The organism is Pseudomonas sp. BP11-1-1, assembly GCF_052112105.1.
Lineage (GTDB): Bacteria > Pseudomonadota > Gammaproteobacteria > Pseudomonadales > Pseudomonadaceae > Aquipseudomonas > Aquipseudomonas alvandae.
In genome coordinates, this window is record NZ_JAUTYU010000005.1 from 166,530 (window position 1) to 184,261 (window position 17,732).

The window sequence follows — 17,732 nt, forward strand, 5'->3', positions numbered from 1 at the left end:
GCCGCTTGTCCCTTTCAGGGCAAGCGGCGTTTTTGTTGAAGCGCGAAGATTACTCTTCGATATTACCCATGGCGGTGGTGTTGAAGCCGCCGTCCACGTACATGATTTCACCGCTGATGCCCGACGCGAGGTCCGAGCACAGGAAGGCGCCGGCGTTGCCGACTTCTTCGATGGTGACGTTGCGACGCAGCGGGGTTTGCGCTTCGTTGGCGGCCAGCATCTTGCGGAAGTTCTTGATGCCGGAGGCGGCGAGGGTGCGGATCGGGCCGGCCGATACGCAGTTCACGCGGGTGCCATCCGGGCCCAGGGAGCCGGCCAGGTAGCGAACGCCGGCTTCCAGGGAAGCCTTGGCCATGCCCATGACGTTGTAGTTCGGCATGGTGCGCTCGGCGCCCAGGTACGACAGGGTCAGCAGGCTGCCGTTGCGGCCTTTCATCATTTCGCGACCGGCCTTGGCCAGGGCCACGAAGCTGTAGGCGCTGATGTCGTGGGCAATGCGGAAACCTTCACGGGTGGTGGCTTCGGTGAAGTCGCCGTCCAACTGGTCGCCCGGGGCGAAGCCCACGGAGTGCACGATGCAGTCCAGGCCGTCCCACTTCTTGCTCAGTTCTTCGAAGACCTTGGCGATTTCTTCATCGCTGGCCACGTCGCACGGGAAGCACAGCTCAGGGCTCGAACCCCAGCCTTGCGCGAACTCTTCGACACGACCCTTGAGTTTGTCGTTCTGATAAGTGAAGGCAAGCTCAGCGCCCTCGCGATGCATGGCGGCGGCGATGCCGGATGCGATGGACAGCTTGCTGGCGACACCGACGATCAGTACGCGCTTACCGGCGAGAAAACCCATGTGTTGCTCCTCTTTCAGGTTATTCGGCAGTTGTTGGGGCCAGGAAGGCGGCCTCCAGCAACTGCTGTGTATAGGGGTGTTGCGGCGCGGCGAATATGCTGCGGGCATCACCTTGTTCGACCACTTGGCCATGCTTGACCACCATCAGCTGGTGGCTCAGCGCTTTGACGACAGCCAGGTCATGGCTGATAAACAGGTACGTCAGGTTGTACTTGGTTTGCAGCGACCGCAACAGCTCCACCACTTGGCGTTGCACGGTACGGTCCAGGGCCGACGTCGGTTCATCCAATAGAATCAACGCCGGCTTGAGCACCAGGGCCCGGGCAATGGCGATACGCTGCCGTTGCCCTCCGGAAAATTCATGGGGGTAGCGGTTCCGGGTTTCCGGGTCCAGGCCTACCTCCTTCAATACCGCGATTATCGCTTGTTCCTGTTCGGCCGGGGTGCCGATCTTATGGATCCGCAACCCTTCGCCGACGATCTGGCTCACACACATCCGTGGGCTCAGGCTGCCGAACGGGTCCTGGAACACCACTTGCATTTCCCGGCGCAGCGGCCGGACCTGCTGTTGCGTCAGGCTGTCCAGATCCTTGCCTTCGAAGCGGATCCCACCCTGGCTGCCGATCAACCGCAGAATCGCCAGGCCCAACGTGGACTTGCCGGAACCGCTTTCGCCAACGATGCCCTGGGTCTGGCCCTGGGGCAGGTTGAAGCGGATGCCGTCCACGGCCTTGATGTAATCGACCGTGCGCTTGAACAGGCCTTTCTTGATCGGAAACCAGACTTTCAAGTCCTCGACCTGCAACAGCGGCGGGCCGACGATGTTGTCTGCCGGGTTGCCGCTGGGCTCGGCGGCCAGCAATTCCCGAGTGTACGGATGTTGCGGCGCGCGGAACAACTCTACGCACGATGCCTGTTCGACGATGCAACCGCGCTGCATGACACATACCCGATGCGCAATTCTTCGCACCAGGTTCAAATCGTGGCTGATCAGCAGCAGCGACATGCCCAGCCGCGCCTGCAAATCCTTGAGCAGGTCGAGGATTTTCAGCTGCACGGTGACGTCCAGTGCCGTGGTCGGTTCGTCGGCGATCAACAGTTCCGGCTCGTTGGCCAGGGCCATGGCGATCATCACCCGTTGCCGCTGGCCACCGGACAGCTCATGGGGCAGGGCCTTGAGGCGCTTGTGAGGTTCGGGAATCCCGACCAGCTCCAACAGCTCCAGCGTCCGCCGAGTGGCGACTTTGCCGGTCAGGCCCTTGTGGATGCCGAGCACCTCATTGATCTGTTTTTCAATGGAGTGCAGCGGATTAAGGGAGGTCATCGGTTCCTGGAAAATCATCGCGATCCGGTTGCCGCGGATGTGGCGGATGGTTTTTTCCTTCAGGCCCAACATGTTCTGGCCGGCATACTGGATGGTCCCGGTGGGGTGGTGGGCCAGCGGGTAGGGCAGCAAACGCAGTATCGAGTGGGCCGTCACGGACTTGCCGGAGCCGCTTTCGCCCACCAGGGCCAGGGTTTCGCCGCGCTTGATGTCGAAACTGACGCCCTCGACCACCCGCTGGCGGCGTTCGCCGACGATGAATTCCACCGCCAGGTCGCGCACTTCGATCAGATTGTCCTGGTTCATATCACTTCCTCGGATCGAAGGCATCGCGAGCGGACTCGCCGATGAACACCAGCAGGCTCAGCATGACCGCCAGCACGGCGAACGCGCTGATGCCCAGCCACGGCGCCTGGAGGTTGGACTTGCCCTGGGCCACCAGCTCGCCCAGGGAGGGCGCGCCCGCCGGCAGGCCGAAGCCGAGGAAATCCAGGGCGGTGAGGGTGCCGATGGCGCCGGTGAGGATGAACGGCATGAACGTCATGGTCGAGACCATGGCGTTGGGCAGGATGTGGCGGAACATGATCGCACCGTTCTGCATGCCCAGCGCCCGTGCGGCGCGCACGTATTCCAGGTTGCGCCCGCGCAGGAACTCGGCGCGGACCACGTCCACCAGGCTCATCCAGGAAAACAGCAGCATGATGCCCAGCAGCCACCAGAAATTGGGCTGGACGAAACTGGCGAGGATGATCAGCAGGTACAGCACCGGCAACCCGGACCAGATCTCCAGGAAACGCTGGCCGGCCAGGTCCACCCAGCCGCCATAGAAACCCTGCAGGGCTCCGGCGATCACGCCGATGATCGAGCTGAGTATCGTCAACGTCAGCGCGAACAGCACCGAGATACGAAAGCCATAGATGACTCGCGCCAGCACATCGCGGCCCTGGTCGTCGGTGCCGAGCCAGTTCACCGAGGAGGGCGGCGCCGGGGCCGGGACTTTCAAGTCGTAGTTGATGCTCTGGTAGCTGAACGGAATCGGCGCCCACACCACCCAGGCATCCTTGGCAGCGAGCAACTCACGAATGTACGGGCTCTTGTAGTTGGCCTCCAGCGGGAACTCACCGCCGAAGGTGGTCTCGGGGTAGCGCTTGAGGGCCGGGAAGTACCAGCCGCCGTCGTAATGCACCACCAGCGGCTTGTCGTTGGCGATCAACTCGGCGCCCAGGCTCAGCCCGAACAGGATCAGGAACAGCCACAGCGACCACCAGCCACGCTTGTTGGCCTTGAACAGTTCGAAACGGCGGCGATTGAGTGGGGACAGGTTCATCTCAATGCTCCCGGCTTTCGAAGTCGATGCGGGGATCGACAAGGGTGTAGGTCAGGTCGCCGACCAGCTTCACCACCAGCCCCAGCAGGGTGAAGATGAACAGGGTGCCGAACACCACCGGGTAGTCGCGGTTGATGGCCGCTTCGAAACTCATCAGGCCGAGGCCGTCGAGGGAGAAGATCACTTCCACCAGCAGCGAGCCGGTAAAGAAAATCCCGATGAACGCCGAGGGGAACCCGGCGATCACCAGCAGCATTGCGTTGCGAAACACATGGCCGTACAGCACTCGGTTGCGCGTGAGGCCCTTGGCCTTGGCTGTGACCACGTACTGTTTGTTGATCTCATCAAGGAAGCTGTTCTTGGTCAGCAAGGTCATGGTGGCGAAGTTGCCGATCACCAGCGCTGTCACGGGCAACGCCAGGTGCCAGAAATAATCGAGGATCTTGCCGCCCAGGGTCAGCTCGTCGAAATTGTTGGAGGTCAGTCCTCGCAGGGGAAACCAGTCGAAATAGCTTCCCCCGGCAAACACCACGATCAGCAGGATGGCGAACAGGAACGATGGGATGGCGTAGCCGACAATGATCGCCGAGCTAGTCCACACATCAAAATGACTGCCGTGGCGCGTCGCCTTGGCGATCCCCAGCGGAATCGACACCAGGTACATGATCAGCGTGCTCCACAGCCCGAGGGAGATGGACACCGGCATCTTTTCCTTGATCAGGTCGATGACTTTGGCGTCGCGGAAGAAACTGTCGCCGAAATCCAGGTGGGCGTAATTCTTGATCATGATCCACAGGCGTTCGGGGGCCGACTTGTCGAAGCCGTACATACGTTCGATTTCCTTGACCAGCGCCGGATCCAGGCCCTGGGCGCCACGGTAGGAGGAACCGGCCACCGACACTTCGGCGCCGCCGCCAGCGATTCGGCTGGTGGCGCCTTCGAAGCCTTCGAGCTTGGCGATCATCTGCTCGACCGGCCCGCCGGGCGCGGCCTGGATGATCACGAAGTTGATCAACAGAATGCCGAACAGGGTCGGGATGATCAGCAACAGTCGCCGAAAAATGTAAGCCAGCATTTCGTTACTCCACGCTCGCAGGGGCGGCGATTTGCTGCTCGATGACCTGCCTCTCTACTTCATCGGCCGGCTTGACCTCCGGCTTGACCCACCAGGTGGTCGTGCCGATGTCATAGGTCGGCGTGATTTTCGGATGACCAATGTGGTTCCAGTAGGCGACGCGCCACGTCTTGATGTGCCAGTTGGGAATCACGTAGTAGCCCCACTGCAGCACCCGGTCGAGTGCCCGGGCGTTCGCCACCAGGCTCTTGCGCGAGTCGGCGTTGATCAGTTGTTCCACCAATTGATCCACGGCCGGGTCCTTCAGGCCCATGGTGTTGCGGCTGCCTGGCTTGTCGGCCGCGGCAGACATCCAGAATTCGCGCTGTTCATTACCCGGCGAACTGGATTGCGGAAAGCTGCCCACCACCAGGTCGAAATCCCGGGAGCGTACACGGTTGATGTACTGGGATACATCGACGCGGCGGATCACCAGTTCGATGCCCAAGTCACTCAGGTTGCGCTTGAACGGCAGCAAGACCCGCTCGAAGTCGGTTTGAGCCAGCAAAAATTCGAGCACCACCGGTTTGCCTTGGGCATCGACCATCTTGTCGTCGACGATGCGCCAGCCGGCTTCTTGCAGCAGTTGATAGGCCTTGCGCTGTTGGTCGCGGATCATACCGCTGCCGTCGCAGATCGGAGCCTGGAAGGCTTCAGTGAACACCTGCTCGGGAATCTTGCCGCGCAGGGGTTCGAGAATCTTCAGTTCATCTTCGCCAGGCAGGCCGGTGGCGGCCATCTCAGAATTTTCGAAATAACTGCGGGTGCGGGCGTAGGCACCGTTGAACAGCTGCTTGTTGGTCCATTCGAAGTCAAACAGCAGGCTCAGGGCCTTGCGCACTCGTATGTCCTGGAAGACCGGCCGGCGCAGGTTGTAAATAAAACCCTGCATGCCGGTAGGATTGCCGTTGGGGATCTGTTCCTTGATCAGCCGGCCTTCGGTCACGGCCGGGATGTTGTAGGCGTTGGCCCAGTTCTTGGCAGTCATTTCCAGCCAGTAATCGAACTGCCCGGCTTTCAACGCCTCGACTGCCACGGTGTTGTCGCGGTAGTAGTCGGTGACCAGCACATCGAAATTGTAGAAGCCGCGATTGACCGGCAAGTCCTTGCCCCAGTAATCCTTGACCCGCTCGTAGCGGATCGAGCGTCCGGCCTTCACTTCGGCGACCTTGTACGGGCCGCTGCCCAGGGGGATTTCCAGGTTGCCCTTGCTGAAGTCGCGGCTGGCCCACCAATGCTTGGGCAATACCGGCAATTGGCCGAGGATCAACGGCAATTCCCGGTTGTTGGTGTGCTTGAACTTGAACAGCACCTTGAGTGGGTCTTCGGCGATGACTTCGGCGACGTCGTTGTAATAGCCACGGAACATCGGCGCGCCGTCCTTGGTCAACGTCTGGAAGCTGAACACCACGTCTTCGGCGCGCATCGGATGGCCGTCGTTGAAGCGGGCTTCGGGGCGCAGGTAGAAACGTACCCAAGCGTTATCCGGGGCTTTCTCGATTTTTTCGGCGACCAGGCCATATTCAGTGAAGGGTTCGTCCAGGCCCTGCTTGGCCAGGGTGTCGTAGATCAGGCCGATGTCATCGGCCGGCACGCCTTTGCTGATGAACGGATTGAGGCTGTCGAAGCCGCCAAAGCCGCCCTGGCGGAACACGCCGCCCTTGGGTGCGTCCGGGTTGACGTAGTCGAAATGCTTGAAGTTGGCCGGGTACTTGGGAGGCTCGTTGTACAAGGTCACGGCGTGCTGCGGCGCGGCACAGGCCAACCCGGCGAATAGCAGGCTGCTGGCCTGCAGGAGCAGGGCGCGTAAAGGCTTCATTGATCTTTCTCCGAAGATTTCAGCCACCAGGCGCTCAAGCCCAAGGTATAGGGCGGCGTGGTGACGAAGGCGAACCGGTTGCGGTACGCCAGGCGATGATAATTGATATACCAGTTGGGAATGCAGTAATGCTGCCAGAGCAGCACGCGATCCAGGGCCTTGCCCGCCGCGACTTGTTCATCGCGGGTCTGGGCGGCGAGAAGCTTTTCCAGCAGGTGATCGACGACGGGGTTGGCGATGCCCGCATAGTTCTTGCTGCCCTTGATCCCGACCTGGCTGGAGTGAAAATACTGCCACTGCTCGAGGCCCGGGCTGAGCGTCTGGTTCAGGGTCAGCAGGATCATGTCGAAATCGAACTGGTCCAGGCGCTGCTTGTACTGGGCCCGATCCACCGTGCGCAGCCGGGCCTGGATGCCGACGCTGGCGAGGTTCTCGACGTAGGGTTGCAGGATGCGCTCCAGGTTCGGGTTCACCAGCAGGATCTCGAAGCGCAGGGGCTGGCCGTCGGCGTTCAGCAGGCGTTGGCCGTCGAGGGTCCATCCGGCCTCCTTCAGCAGGCCGAGGGCCTTGCGCAAGGTTTCCCGGGGAATACCGCGTCCGTCCGTCTGGGGCAGGCTGAACGGTTCGGTCAGCAAACGCAGCGGCAGCTGTTCGCGATACGGCTTGAGCAGCAGCCATTCGTGGCCCACGGGCAGGCCGGTGGCGGAGAACTCGCTGTTGGGGTAGTAGCTGAGGGTACGCTTGTAGGCGCCACTGAACAGGGTGCGGTTGGTCCACTCGAAATCGAACATCAGCCCCAGCGCTTCGCGCACCTTGACCTCGGCGAAGGTGTTGCGCCGGGTGTTCATGAACAGGCCTTGGGTCTGGGTCGGAATCTGATGGGGAATCTGCGCCTTGATCACCTCGCCACGGTCCACCGCCGGGAAGTTGTAGCCGTTGGCCCAGTTCTTGGCCTGGTGCTCGATGTAGATGTCGAATTCGCCGGCCTTGAAGGCTTCGAAGGCGACGTCGCTGTCGCGGTAGAACTCGACTTCCATTCGATCGAAATTGTACTTGCCGCGATTGACCGGCAGATCCTTGCCCCAGTAATCCTTGACCCGCTCGAACACCAACTGGCGGCCTGGCTGCACTTTGGTGATGCGGTAAGGGCCACTGCCCAAGGGCGGATCGAAGGTGGTGGCCTTGAAATCGCGGTCTTTCCAGTAGTGCTGCGGCAACACCGGCAGTTCGCCCAGGCGCAAGATCAGCAGCGGATTGCCCGAGCGCTTGAACACAAAACGGATTTTCAGTGGGCTGAGGACGTCGACTCGCAGCACTTCCTGGAGATTGGTCCGGTATTGCGGATGGCCGTCCTTGAGCAGCGTCCGGTAGGAGAACGCCACGTCATAGGCGGTGATCGGCACACCGTCGTGAAAGCGCGCCTCGGGCCGCAGGTTGAACACCACCCAACTGCGGTCCTCGCTGTACTCCACGGATTGGGCGATCAGGCCGTAGCTTGACGTCGGTTCGTCACCGGATGGCGCGTACTGGCCGGTGCCGACCATCAACGGTTCGTTCAGCTCGTTGATGCCGTATTGCAGGAAGTTCGGCGTGGAAACCGGGCTGCTGCCCTTGAAGGTGTAGGGATTGAGGGTGTCGAAGGTGCCGAACGCCATGATCCGCAAGGTGCCGCCCTTGGGCGCTTGCGGGTTGACCCAGTCGAAGTGGGTGAACCTGGCCGGGTACTTGAGCGTGCCGAACTGCGCATAGCCATGGCTTTCGCTGATGGTGGCGCCGGCGGGGGAGCTCAAGGCCAGGCTGATCAGGAGCAGGAGGAGGGGACGTATCAAGTCTGGGATCCGATCCAGGCGGCTTGGGCTGTTATGGGCTGTACAGTAACAGCTTGTATCGGCAGGAAAAAGGCGGTGGGGCTTCTGTAGGCAGTGATACCTACTGGGCAGAAGGCAGTTGTGGCGAGGGGATTTAGCGAAACGTCGCACCGCCCCGCTGGGGCGCGAAGCGCCCCTAAAACCTGACAACCCGGTGTATCAGATAGATCCAGGGGGCTGCTTCGCAGCCCAGCGGGGATAAATCCCCTCGCCACAACAAGCCCCTTGCTACAAGAACCCCGGTGTCAGTGAGGGGAATAGACCGTCAGCATCTGCCCAGGCTTGAGTGCCTTGCCCATGCTGGGATTCCAGCGTTTGAGGTGCTGCATTTCGACGTTGAAGCGCTTGGCGACGACATACAGCGAGTCACCCTGCTTGACCTTGTATTGGGTCTGCTTCTTTTGTTCCTTGCCCTTGGCGGCCACGACGGTGTTGATGCGCTTGCCGCCGGCCTTGGTGGCCTTGACGTCCTGCATCACCAGGGTCTGCCCAACCTTGAGCTTGTTGCCGCTGAGCTTGTTCCAGCGTTGCAGGTCCTTGGTCTCGACGTTGTTGGCCTTGGCGATCTGGGCCAGGTTGTCGCCGCGCTTGACGCGGTAGGTGCGCCTTGCGCCTTCCACTTCGCTGTCATCGGCGGTCTCGAAGACCGGCTTGAGCGAGCGTGGACTGATCAATTCTTCCGGGCGCATGGTCGACAGGCTGGCTGTCAGCAGTTGCGCCTTGGAGGTCGGGACGAGCAGGTGCTGCGGGCCGTCGATGGTGGTGCGTTGCTTGAAGGCCGGGTTGAGCTGGAACAGCTCGTCTTCGTCGATGTTGGCGACTGCCGCGACCTTGGACAGGTCCATGCGCTGGTTGATCTCGACGACCTGGAAGTAGGGTTCGTTGGCGATCGGGTTGAGGTTCACGCCATACGCATCGGGGGCCATCACGACCTGGGACAGCGCCAGCAGCTTGGGCACGTAGGCCTGGGTTTCGCTGGGCAGCGGCAGGTTCCAGTAGTCGGTGGGCAGGCCAAGCTTCTCGTTGCGTTCGATGGCCCGGCTGACCGTGCCTTCGCCTGCGTTGTAGGCCGCCAGCGCGAGCAACCAGTCGCCGTTGAACATGTCGTGCAGGCGCGTCAGGTAGTCCATGGCGGCCGTGGTGGACGCGGTGATGTCGCGGCGCCCATCGTAGAAGCGGGTCTGGCGCAGGTTGAAATAACGGCCGGTGGACGGGATGAATTGCCACAGACCCACCGCGTTGGCCCGTGAGTAGGCCATGGGGTTGTAGGCGCTTTCGATTACTGGCAGCAGCGCCAGCTCCAGCGGCATGTTGCGTTCTTCGAGACGCTCAACGATGTAATGGATGTACAGGCTGCCGCGCTCGCCGGCGTTTTCCAGGAAGGACGGGTTGCTGGCAAACCACAGGCGCTGCTGCTCGATGCGCGGGTTGACGCCGGCGGTTTCCTGGAGCTGGAAGCCCTGGCGCATGCGCTCCCAGACGTCCTGGGGCACCTGGGGGGTGGGCTTTTCCGTGAGCCATACGGGCTTCTGCTTGGCCCGCGCGGCGACATTCGGCTTATGCGCAGCATCGGTCTGCGGCATCTGGCCGCTGCTCTGACAGCCCGCCAGCGTGGCGGACACAGCCACCGCGATGGCTTGAGCCAAGCGGGTCAATGTGTCTGACTGGACGGACCTACGGATAGATGACGACATTGGCTGGAAGTAAGTTCCGGGCAAAAATGTCGGCCGATTCTAGGAAGCGCACCCCAACAGGTCAACCATTCAGAATTTTTGTATCAATCGATAGCTGCCTTAGAACTTATCTTTCCAGGCCCTCAAGGCTGCAAAAACCTCACTCGGCGTCTGGTTTCGCTGGCCGTTCCGTTCGTCTGCTTTTTGTTTAACGGATGTTTCAGCCGTGCGCAAAAATGGATTGGTGAGTTTTTCCAGCGCCAGGGTCGAAGGTAGGGTCATGACGCCCTGGTTGCGTTGCTCGACGACTTTTTCCAGGCGGGCGGCGACGTCCGGATTGCCCGGCTCGACTGCGGCGGCAAACTTCAGGTTGCTCAGGGTATATTCATGGGTGCAATAGACGAGGGTGTCTTCAGGCAGCGCGGCGAGCCGGCTCAGGGAATGGTGCATTTGCTCGGGCGTGCCCTCGAAGAGCCGGCCGCAACCGGCGGCGAACAACGTGTCGCCGCAGAACAGCAGGCCGCGGTGGTAATAGGCGATATGGCCCAGCGTGTGCCCTGGCACGGCATGGACATCGAAGTCCAGGCCGAGCACAGTGATCTTCGCGTTGTCGCCCAGGGCGATGTCCCGCGCCGGGATGTTTTCGCTGGCCGGGCCGTAGACCGTGGCGTTCGTTGCGCTTTTCAGCGATTCGACACCGCCGACATGATCATGATGGTGGTGGGTGACCAGGATGTCGCTCAGGGTCCATCCGGGATGGGCGTCGAGCCAGGCCCGTACGGGCGCGGCATCGCCGGGATCGACCACGGCGCAGCGTTGGGTCGAGTGGTCCTGTAACAACCAGATGTAGTTATCGGTAAACGCGGGCAGGGCACTGATCTGTATCATCGTGGAATTCGCCAAGCTTGAAACAAAGGCGCATCTTAGAACTTCCTGGCGTGTTGGAGAATGCAATGACCGATGAAGCGTTCGCTCAGGCTGATCCTGACTGGCTGGCATTGATCAGCTCCGCCCGTGAATGGCTGTCCGGCCCTGTCGGGCAATTTTTGCTGGAAGAAGAGCGGCGCATGCTCGAAGACGAGCTGGGCCGGTTCTTTGGTGGCTACCTGGTGCATTACGGCCCTTCGGCGCAAACGCCGCCTTCGGCACCGCAGGTCCAGCGCAATGTGCGCCTGGGCGCGCCGTTGCCCGGCGTGGAGATCGTCTGCGAGGAGCAGGCCTGGCCGCTGAGCGAGCATGCCGCCGACGTGGTGGTCATGCAGCATGGCCTGGATTTCTGCCTGTCGCCCCATGGCTTGCTGCGAGAAGCCGCCAGCAGCGTGCGCCCCGGCGGGCATCTGTTGATCCTCGGCATCAATCCCTGGAGCAGTTGGGGGCTGCGCCACGTGTTCGCCAGCGACGCGTTGCGCCAGGCCCGTTGCATCTCGGCCTCGCGGGTCGGTGACTGGCTCAACCTGCTGGGCTTTGCGCTGGAGAAACGCCGCTTCGGGTGCTATCGTCCGCCGCTTGCGTCACCCAAGTGGCAGGCCCGCCTGGCCGGCTGGGAGCGCAGGGCCGGTGGCTGGCAGCTGTCCGGCGGCGGTTTTTATCTGTTGGTGGCGCGCAAGATCGCAGTCGGGTTGCGCCCGGTGCGCCAGGCGCGACGCGAGCCGATGGGCAAGCTGATTCCCCTGCCAATGGCCAAGGTCAATCGCCGCCACATCGAGCCGTGACCCTTTTCCGCTGTTCTGGCCTGCATCCGGTTGCGAGTGCTGAACGCGCCCCGGCCGGCAGGTCTTTGTATTTTTTCTGGATAGATTGGCATGAGCGATAGCGTAGAACTCTTCACCGATGGCGCCTGCAAGGGCAACCCTGGTCCGGGCGGCTGGGGGGCCTTGCTGGTGTGCAAAGGCGTTGAAAAGGAGCTCTGGGGCGGCGAAGCCAACACCACCAACAACCGTATGGAGCTGATGGGCGCCATCCGGGGCCTCGAAGAGCTCAAGCGTCCCTGCGATGTGCTGCTGGTGACCGACTCGCAATACGTGATGAAAGGCATCAACGAGTGGATGGCCAACTGGAAGAAACGCGGCTGGAAGACGGCGGCGAAGGAACCGGTAAAAAACGCCGACCTGTGGAAACTGCTGGACGAGCAGGTCAATCGCCACAACGTCACCTGGAAATGGGTGCGCGGACATATCGGCCACCACGGCAACGAGCGGGCTGACCAGTTGGCCAACCGTGGGGTGGATGAGGTGCGGGGCTATAAGCAGGCTTGATCCGGTCTTCTCAGTCTGGTCTGGATTAAACTGTGGCGAGGGGATTTATCCCCGCTGGGGCGCGAAGCGGCCCTAAAACTTGAAAACTCGGTGTATCAGATAGATCAGGGGGCCGCTTCGCAGCCCAGCGGGGATAAATCCCCTCGCCACAAAAGCAGTCTCCGGCTAATCATTCGCGTGGGCGTGTTAAGATCCGCGCTTTTGCAAGACTGCCCGTTGAGAGCTGAACACTGATGGCCAACAGATCTGTAGTACTGGATACCGAAACCACCGGCATGCCGGTGACCGACGGTCACCGGATTATCGAAATCGGCTGTGTCGAGTTGATCGGTCGGCGCCTGACCGGTCGCCATTTCCACGTTTACCTCCAACCGGACCGCGAAAGCGATGAGGGCGCCATCGGCGTCCACGGCATCACCAACGAATTCCTGGTGGGCAAGCCGCGTTTCGCCGAAGTGGCCGATGAGTTCTTCGAGTTCATCCAGGGCGCGCAGCTGATCATCCACAACGCGGCGTTCGACGTCGGGTTCATCAATAACGAATTCGCCCTGATGGGCCAGCATGACCGGGCCGATATCACCAGGCATTGCACCATCCTCGACACGCTGATGATGGCCCGGGAACGGCACCCGGGGCAGCGCAACAGCCTCGATGCCTTGTGCAAGCGCTACGGCGTCGACAACTCCGGTCGTGAATTGCACGGCGCCTTGCTCGACTCCGAGATCCTCGCCGACGTCTACCTGACCATGACCGGCGGCCAGACCAGCCTGTCCCTGGCGGGCAACGCCTCGGACGGCAACGGTACCGGTGAAGGGTCCGGCAACCAGGCCACGGAAATCCGTCGTCTGCCGGCAGACCGCAAGCCCGCCCGGATCATCCGCGCCAGCGAAAGCGACCTGGCCGAACATGCCGCACGTCTGGAAGCCATCGCCAAATCGGCCGGCGCCCCGGCATTGTGGACGCAGCTGGTCGAGGCGCAGGCTACGGCGAATTGATCCAATCCCTGTGGGAGCGAGCTTGCTCGCGATAGCGGTATTTCATTCAAGGTGAATACTGGCTGGGCTGTCGCCATCGCGAGCAAGCTCGCTCCCACAAGGGGTAGTCATCGTGCATTTTCTCGCCACAATCACCAGTTGCTTCTAACCTGAAGTAAAGGCAGGCCATGGATATCCGCTTGATGCGTATAGATTCGAGAGGCAAGGGCAATGGATGGCATTTCGCTGTTGGTTGCCTCAAGGAATGAGGACCTTCCCCAGCATGCAACCCGTCATGAATCCCAAGCACCCTGGCTTGTCGGTCCGCGTTGCCGATGACGGATTCGCCGCCTATATCTGGGGCAGCGATTTCAGTTTCGACGTCAGTGCCTATGGCACGGCGCAGATCGGTCGCCCGGTAAGCCAGTGGCCGGTGACGCCCATCGTTCCGTATCGCAAGTGCTATGGCATTGATCCGGAAGAGTTCGGCAGCTTCCGCAATGCCCCGGAAAGTGAAATCTTCATGGCCTATCTGGACGACCAGCCCGTGGGGCATCTGGTGGTCAGTACCAATTGGAACGGTTACGCCCACATCGACGAGTTGGCGGTGCATGCCCCGGCTCGCCGGCATGGCGTGGCGAAGGCATTGCTGGACGTGGCGCTGTTCTGGAGTCGCAAGAAAAAACTCCCGGGGATCATGTTGGAAACGCAGAACAACAACCTCGGTGCCTGCCGGCTCTACGAACGTTGCGGCTATGTGCTGGGTGGCATCGATCACCTGCGCTATCGCGGCATCGATCGGCACACCGCAGAGGTGGCGTTGTTCTGGTACCGGTTGTTCGACGACCCACTGGGCATGACGATCAGTGGTTCAGCAACGCCTCGGCTTGTTCCTTGATCCGCTCCAGCAACGACTGGATCGTGGTCGATGGTTCTGCGCCGTTCAGGCTCAACGCGTAGAGACAGATGGGCACGGCCGGTGACACCGGGCAGATGTCCAGCCCGCTGCCCTTGGCCCCCGAGGCGGTGAACGGATCGACGATGGCGAGGCCTTCGCCGGCCTCGACCATCGCCCGCATCATCTGGTGCGTCTGCACGCGGATCTGGATCACCGGCGCGGGGCGCAGTGCTGCGAGTTTATGGTCGAAGGCCGGGCTCAAGGGGTCGTGGCCTTCGAGACCGACCAGCGACTGGCCCGCCAGGTCCTGAAGCGAAATGTATTTTTGCCGCGGTTGCAGCCAGCCGTGGGGCGCCAGCAATTGCAGTTTGCCTTGGGCGATCATCTGGCACTGGATGTCGGGGTGTTCGGGGTCGTGCAGGCTCAGGCCCAAGTCACTTTCGCGCAGCAACAGATGCTTGACGATGTCGCGGGTCGGCTGGCTGAGGAGCGTGCAAGGCGCGTCTGGATGTCGTCGGCGCAAGGCGGCGATGCTCAGGGGCACCAGTTGTTGGGCCAATGGCGGCGTGCAAATGATGCGAAGGGGCGGCGCCTGGTAGTGTTTCAGGCTACTGGCCAGCCGTTGTATCGGTTCGAGGGTGTCGTACAGCTGCGTGATGCCATCGCGCAACGCCAGGGTTTCGCGAGTCGCCTGCAATCGTCCGCGCACGCTGGCGAACAGCATGAAGCCGAGCTGGGCTTCGGCATCGCGCAGGATCGACTCGACCTCGACTACCGGCAATTGCAGCCATTCGGCGGCTGTGCCCAGGTGGCCAGTCTGCAGCAGCGCCTGGATCACTTCGATGTGGCGTAAACGCATGCAAGAAGTCCGTATTAGGCAGGTAAGCCATTGAGTGGCTGAATCCTAACCCAATTGCGGGTGCGACTTCTGCTCATGCAGGCAGTTATAACGCGATCTGCGGTTCAACTTGGGCCTGAGGCTGCAGCGCTGATTCTGGCTCGCGGATCAGTTGGACGCCGGACTGCACCAGGCGGAAAGTGTCCTCATCCAGCTTGTCGACGCGGTCGCCAATGGCCAGCTTATAGGTGATGACATCCTTGCCACTGCCGTCCTGGGACGGGTCTGATTCTTGGAATTCATGCACCGAATAGACGCGGCCTTCGGCGTCTCGTGCATGAAATTGTCCGACAAGTACTGCTGCCATTGCTTAGAACCTCTGGAAATAGATCACTCGATTTGCGGTTCTGTAGACCTTGGTCGAGTGCGGTAAGTTTTCCTACAAGAAAAAAATAGTCGGTGTGGCGGGTTTTCGACGTTCCACTGGTCCAATTGTCGTGCCGATCATCTATAACTACAGGCTTCCTTTGAGCCGACAGTCGAGAAACCTCCCATGAGTCATGTCTATACAGTCGCCGTTTTAGTGGGCAGCCTGCGCAAGGCGTCGATCAACCGCAAGATAGCCCTTGCACTGGCTGAACTCGCGCCGGCCCATCTGAAACTGGAAATCGTCGAGATTGGCGAGTTGCCACTCTATAACGAAGACCTCGACGTCACGCCTCCGGCGGCGTACACCGCGTTTCGCCAGAAGGTGGGGGCGGCCGATGCGTTGCTGTTCGTGACCCCGGAATACAACCGCTCGGTCCCGGCGCCCCTGAAAAACGCCATCGACGTCGGCTCGCGCCCCTACGGCCAGAGCTGCCTGAGCGGCAAACCGGGCGCGGTGATCAGTGCGTCACCGGGTGCCATGGGTGGCTTCGGCGCCAATCATCATCTGCGCCAGTCGCTGGTATTTCTCGATGTACCTTGCATGCAGCAACCGGAAGCCTACCTGAGCGGCGCGGGCACGGCGTTCGACGAGGCGGGCAACCTGTCGGATTCGGTCAGGCCGTTTTTGCAGAAATTCATCGATGCCTATGGCAAGTGGGTCGAGCAGCATAAGAAAATCTGATACCACCGCAGCTCGGGACAAAGCCCCTTTGTGGCGAGGGGATTTATCCCCGCTGGGGTGCGCAGCGCCCCCATTCCAAATTGTCTGACACTCCATGGTGTTGGATTTTGGGCTGCTGCGCAGCCAGCGGGGATAAATCCCCTCGCCACAAGTGCATCTGCACGCACTTCCACATCGGCCATTCAATCCGCGCTTTACTGGATATTCGAAACTTCCCTATATTCGCCCCTTCACGATCAAGCGATCCTTCGTCATGTCCGATTCCCATCATCGCGTCGATGCCTTCAATTTGAGCACCATGACTGATCGTCCGCTGGCACGTTGCCGCTGATTTCCTCTTTTCCATCTTCTTTCCTAGGCTGTTACGCATGCTCGTCGCGTCATTGATTTTCCTGCTGACCATCACGCTGGTGATCTGGCAGCCCAAAGGCTTGGGTGTCGGTTGGAGCGCCACCCTCGGCGCGTTGTTGGCCTTGCTCAGTGGGGTGGTGCAGGTCGGTGACATAGCAGTGGTCTGGCAGATCATCTGGAATGCCACCGGTACGTTCGTCGCGCTGATCATCATCAGCCTGTTGCTGGACGAGGCCGGTTTCTTCGCTTGGGCGGCCCTGCATGTGGCGCGTTGGGGGCAGGGCAATGGACGCAAGCTGTTCGCTTTCATGGTGTTGCTTGGTGCGCTGGTGTCGGCGCTGTTCGCCAACGACGGGGCGGCGCTGATCCTGACGCCCATCGTGATTTCGATGCTGCTGGCCCTGCGGTTTTCGCCCGCGTCGACGCTGGCATTCGTGATGGGCGCCGGTTTCATCGCCGACACCGCCAGCCTGCCACTGGTGGTGTCGAACCTGGTGAACATCGTCTCGGCGGATTTCTTCGGCATTGGTTTCAACCGCTATGCGTCTGTCATGGTGCCGGTGAACCTGGTCAGCGTGGCGGCCAGCCTGGCGATCCTGCTGTGGGTGTTCCGTCGCGATATCCCAAGCGATTACGACCCACATCAACTGGACGATCCGGCGACCGCGATCCACGACAAGGCGACGTTTTATGCCGGCTGGGCCGTGTTGGTGATCCTGCTGCTGGGCTGCTTCGCCTTGGAGCCGCTGGGGATTCCCATCAGTGCGATTTCCGCGGTTTGCGCTGCGTTGCTCCTGGCCGTGGCGGCACGTGGCCACAAGATTTCCACGCGCAAGGCGATGAAAGAAGCCCCTTGGCAAATTGTGATTTTTTCCCTGGGTATGTACTTGGTGGTCTATGGCCTGCGCAACGCGGGCCTGACGGGCTACCTGGCCCATTGGCTCGACGGTTTCGCAGGTTATGGCGTGTGGGGCGCGGCCATGGGCACGGGGCTCCTGACCGCGCTGCTGTCGTCGGTGATGAACAACTTGCCAACGGTGCTGGTCGGCGCCTTGTCCATCGACGCCAGCCAGGCTACCGGCGTGGTCAAGGAGGCGATGGTCTATGCCAACGTCATTGGCAGTGACCTGGGCCCGAAAATCACCCCGATCGGCAGCCTGGCAACCTTGTTGTGGCTACACGTGCTGGCGCGCAAGGATATCCGCATCGGCTGGGGCTATTACTTCAAGGTGGGGATTGTGTTGACGGTGCCGGTGTTGCTGGTGACGTTGGCGGCTTTGGCTGTGCGGTTGTCTCTCTAGACCGCGTTGGCTTCAATCGCGAGCAAGCTCGCTCC

16 protein-coding genes are annotated in these 17,732 nt (G+C 61.2%); 6 read left to right on the forward strand and 10 right to left on the reverse strand.

Annotation, left to right across the window (positions count from 1 at the left end; translation table 11 throughout):
- Positions 1-49: 49 nt before the first annotated feature.
- From fabI to gloB, 8 genes are all read right to left on the reverse strand, one after another.
- Positions 50-844 carry an enoyl-ACP reductase FabI gene (fabI, locus tag Q7C33_RS13170; protein WP_003202751.1) on the reverse strand — a complete coding sequence of 265 codons (795 nt, stop codon included), beginning with the start codon at positions 842-844 and terminating at the stop codon, positions 50-52.
- Between the two features lie 19 nt (positions 845-863).
- Positions 864-2,474, reverse strand: coding sequence for an ABC transporter ATP-binding protein (locus Q7C33_RS13175; RefSeq protein ID WP_407683514.1), 1,611 nt, complete (start codon positions 2,472-2,474; stop codon positions 864-866).
- Between the two features lies 1 nt (position 2,475).
- The gene (locus Q7C33_RS13180; protein WP_217861752.1) at positions 2,476-3,495 is read right to left on the reverse strand and encodes an ABC transporter permease; all 1,020 of its coding nucleotides are present in this window, start codon (positions 3,493-3,495) and stop codon (positions 2,476-2,478) included.
- Between the two features lies 1 nt (position 3,496).
- Positions 3,497-4,570, reverse strand: coding sequence for a microcin C ABC transporter permease YejB (locus Q7C33_RS13185; RefSeq protein WP_258650643.1), 1,074 nt, complete (start codon positions 4,568-4,570; stop codon positions 3,497-3,499).
- A gap of 4 nt (positions 4,571-4,574) precedes the next feature.
- Positions 4,575-6,428 carry an extracellular solute-binding protein gene (locus Q7C33_RS13190; RefSeq protein WP_407683515.1) on the reverse strand — a complete coding sequence of 618 codons (1,854 nt, stop codon included), beginning with the start codon at positions 6,426-6,428 and terminating at the stop codon, positions 4,575-4,577.
- A complete protein-coding gene (locus Q7C33_RS13195) occupies positions 6,425-8,257 on the reverse strand; it encodes an extracellular solute-binding protein (protein ID WP_206768588.1) in 1,833 nt (610 codons plus the stop codon). The genes Q7C33_RS13190 and Q7C33_RS13195 overlap by 4 nt, the downstream gene beginning before the upstream one ends.
- A 284-nt stretch (positions 8,258-8,541) precedes the next feature.
- Positions 8,542-9,990, reverse strand: a complete 1,449-nt coding sequence (locus tag Q7C33_RS13200) for a transglycosylase SLT domain-containing protein (RefSeq protein WP_030142632.1) — start codon at positions 9,988-9,990, stop codon at positions 8,542-8,544.
- 99 nt (positions 9,991-10,089) lie between these two features.
- Positions 10,090-10,857 (reverse strand): hydroxyacylglutathione hydrolase, encoded by a 768-nt coding sequence (gene gloB, locus Q7C33_RS13205; RefSeq protein WP_030142631.1) that lies wholly within the window; start codon positions 10,855-10,857, stop codon positions 10,090-10,092.
- Between the two features lie 65 nt (positions 10,858-10,922).
- On the opposite strand from gloB, the gene Q7C33_RS13210 reads away from it, so the two are divergent.
- The 4 genes from Q7C33_RS13210 to Q7C33_RS13225 all read left to right on the forward strand — a co-directional run bounded on the left by Q7C33_RS13210 (position 10,923) and on the right by Q7C33_RS13225 (position 14,096).
- A complete protein-coding gene (locus tag Q7C33_RS13210; protein ID WP_030142630.1) occupies positions 10,923-11,681 on the forward strand; it encodes a class I SAM-dependent methyltransferase in 759 nt (252 codons plus the stop codon).
- A gap of 90 nt (positions 11,682-11,771) precedes the next feature.
- Positions 11,772-12,224 carry a ribonuclease HI gene (rnhA, locus tag Q7C33_RS13215; protein ID WP_030142629.1) on the forward strand — a complete coding sequence of 151 codons (453 nt, stop codon included), beginning with the start codon at positions 11,772-11,774 and terminating at the stop codon, positions 12,222-12,224.
- Between the two features lie 233 nt (positions 12,225-12,457).
- On the forward strand, positions 12,458-13,219 hold the full coding sequence (dnaQ, locus tag Q7C33_RS13220; protein WP_030142628.1) for a DNA polymerase III subunit epsilon: 762 nt from the start codon (positions 12,458-12,460) through the stop codon (positions 13,217-13,219).
- 262 nt (positions 13,220-13,481) lie between these two features.
- Positions 13,482-14,096, forward strand: coding sequence for a GNAT family N-acetyltransferase (locus Q7C33_RS13225; protein WP_217861755.1), 615 nt, complete (start codon positions 13,482-13,484; stop codon positions 14,094-14,096).
- Here the strand turns inward: Q7C33_RS13225 and Q7C33_RS13230 are convergent.
- Together Q7C33_RS13230 and Q7C33_RS13235 are read right to left on the reverse strand one after the other, a co-directional pair.
- Positions 14,062-14,955 carry a LysR substrate-binding domain-containing protein gene (locus tag Q7C33_RS13230; RefSeq protein ID WP_030142626.1) on the reverse strand — a complete coding sequence of 298 codons (894 nt, stop codon included), beginning with the start codon at positions 14,953-14,955 and terminating at the stop codon, positions 14,062-14,064. The genes Q7C33_RS13225 and Q7C33_RS13230 overlap by 35 nt on opposite strands.
- Before the next feature lie 85 nt (positions 14,956-15,040).
- On the reverse strand, positions 15,041-15,301 hold the full coding sequence (locus Q7C33_RS13235; protein ID WP_030142625.1) for a hypothetical protein: 261 nt from the start codon (positions 15,299-15,301) through the stop codon (positions 15,041-15,043).
- A 186-nt stretch (positions 15,302-15,487) separates the two neighbouring features.
- Between Q7C33_RS13235 and Q7C33_RS13240 the strand changes: the two genes are divergently transcribed.
- Both Q7C33_RS13240 and Q7C33_RS13245 read left to right on the forward strand, forming a co-directional pair.
- Positions 15,488-16,045, forward strand: a complete 558-nt coding sequence (locus Q7C33_RS13240) for an NADPH-dependent FMN reductase (protein ID WP_217861757.1) — start codon at positions 15,488-15,490, stop codon at positions 16,043-16,045.
- A gap of 368 nt (positions 16,046-16,413) precedes the next feature.
- Positions 16,414-17,697, forward strand: a complete 1,284-nt coding sequence (locus Q7C33_RS13245) for an arsenic transporter (RefSeq protein WP_407683516.1) — start codon at positions 16,414-16,416, stop codon at positions 17,695-17,697.
- The last annotated feature ends 35 nt before the right edge of the window (positions 17,698-17,732 follow it).

Bases quoted from the DNA above. Each gene is read 5' to 3' on its own strand.
- fabI (WP_003202751.1), bottom strand. From the start codon at position 844: ATGGGTTTTCTCGCCGGTAAGCGCGTACTGATCGTCGGTGTCGCCAGC.
- Q7C33_RS13175 (WP_407683514.1), bottom strand. From the start codon at position 2,474: ATGAACCAGGACAATCTGATCGAAGTGCGCGACCTGGCGGTGGAATTC.
- Q7C33_RS13180 (WP_217861752.1), bottom strand. From the start codon at position 3,495: ATGAACCTGTCCCCACTCAATCGCCGCCGTTTCGAACTGTTCAAGGCC.
- Q7C33_RS13185 (WP_258650643.1), bottom strand. From the start codon at position 4,570: ATGCTGGCTTACATTTTTCGGCGACTGTTGCTGATCATCCCGACCCTG.
- Q7C33_RS13190 (WP_407683515.1), bottom strand. From the start codon at position 6,428: ATGAAGCCTTTACGCGCCCTGCTCCTGCAGGCCAGCAGCCTGCTATTC.
- Q7C33_RS13200 (WP_030142632.1), bottom strand. From the start codon at position 9,990: ATGTCGTCATCTATCCGTAGGTCCGTCCAGTCAGACACATTGACCCGC.
- gloB (WP_030142631.1), bottom strand. From the start codon at position 10,857: ATGATACAGATCAGTGCCCTGCCCGCGTTTACCGATAACTACATCTGG.
- Q7C33_RS13210 (WP_030142630.1), top strand. From the start codon at position 10,923: ATGACCGATGAAGCGTTCGCTCAGGCTGATCCTGACTGGCTGGCATTG.
- rnhA (WP_030142629.1), top strand. From the start codon at position 11,772: ATGAGCGATAGCGTAGAACTCTTCACCGATGGCGCCTGCAAGGGCAAC.
- dnaQ (WP_030142628.1), top strand. From the start codon at position 12,458: ATGGCCAACAGATCTGTAGTACTGGATACCGAAACCACCGGCATGCCG.
- Q7C33_RS13225 (WP_217861755.1), top strand. From the start codon at position 13,482: ATGCAACCCGTCATGAATCCCAAGCACCCTGGCTTGTCGGTCCGCGTT.
- Q7C33_RS13230 (WP_030142626.1), bottom strand. From the start codon at position 14,955: ATGCGTTTACGCCACATCGAAGTGATCCAGGCGCTGCTGCAGACTGGC.
- Q7C33_RS13235 (WP_030142625.1), bottom strand. From the start codon at position 15,301: ATGGCAGCAGTACTTGTCGGACAATTTCATGCACGAGACGCCGAAGGC.
- Q7C33_RS13240 (WP_217861757.1), top strand. From the start codon at position 15,488: ATGAGTCATGTCTATACAGTCGCCGTTTTAGTGGGCAGCCTGCGCAAG.
- Q7C33_RS13245 (WP_407683516.1), top strand. From the start codon at position 16,414: ATGCTCGTCGCGTCATTGATTTTCCTGCTGACCATCACGCTGGTGATC.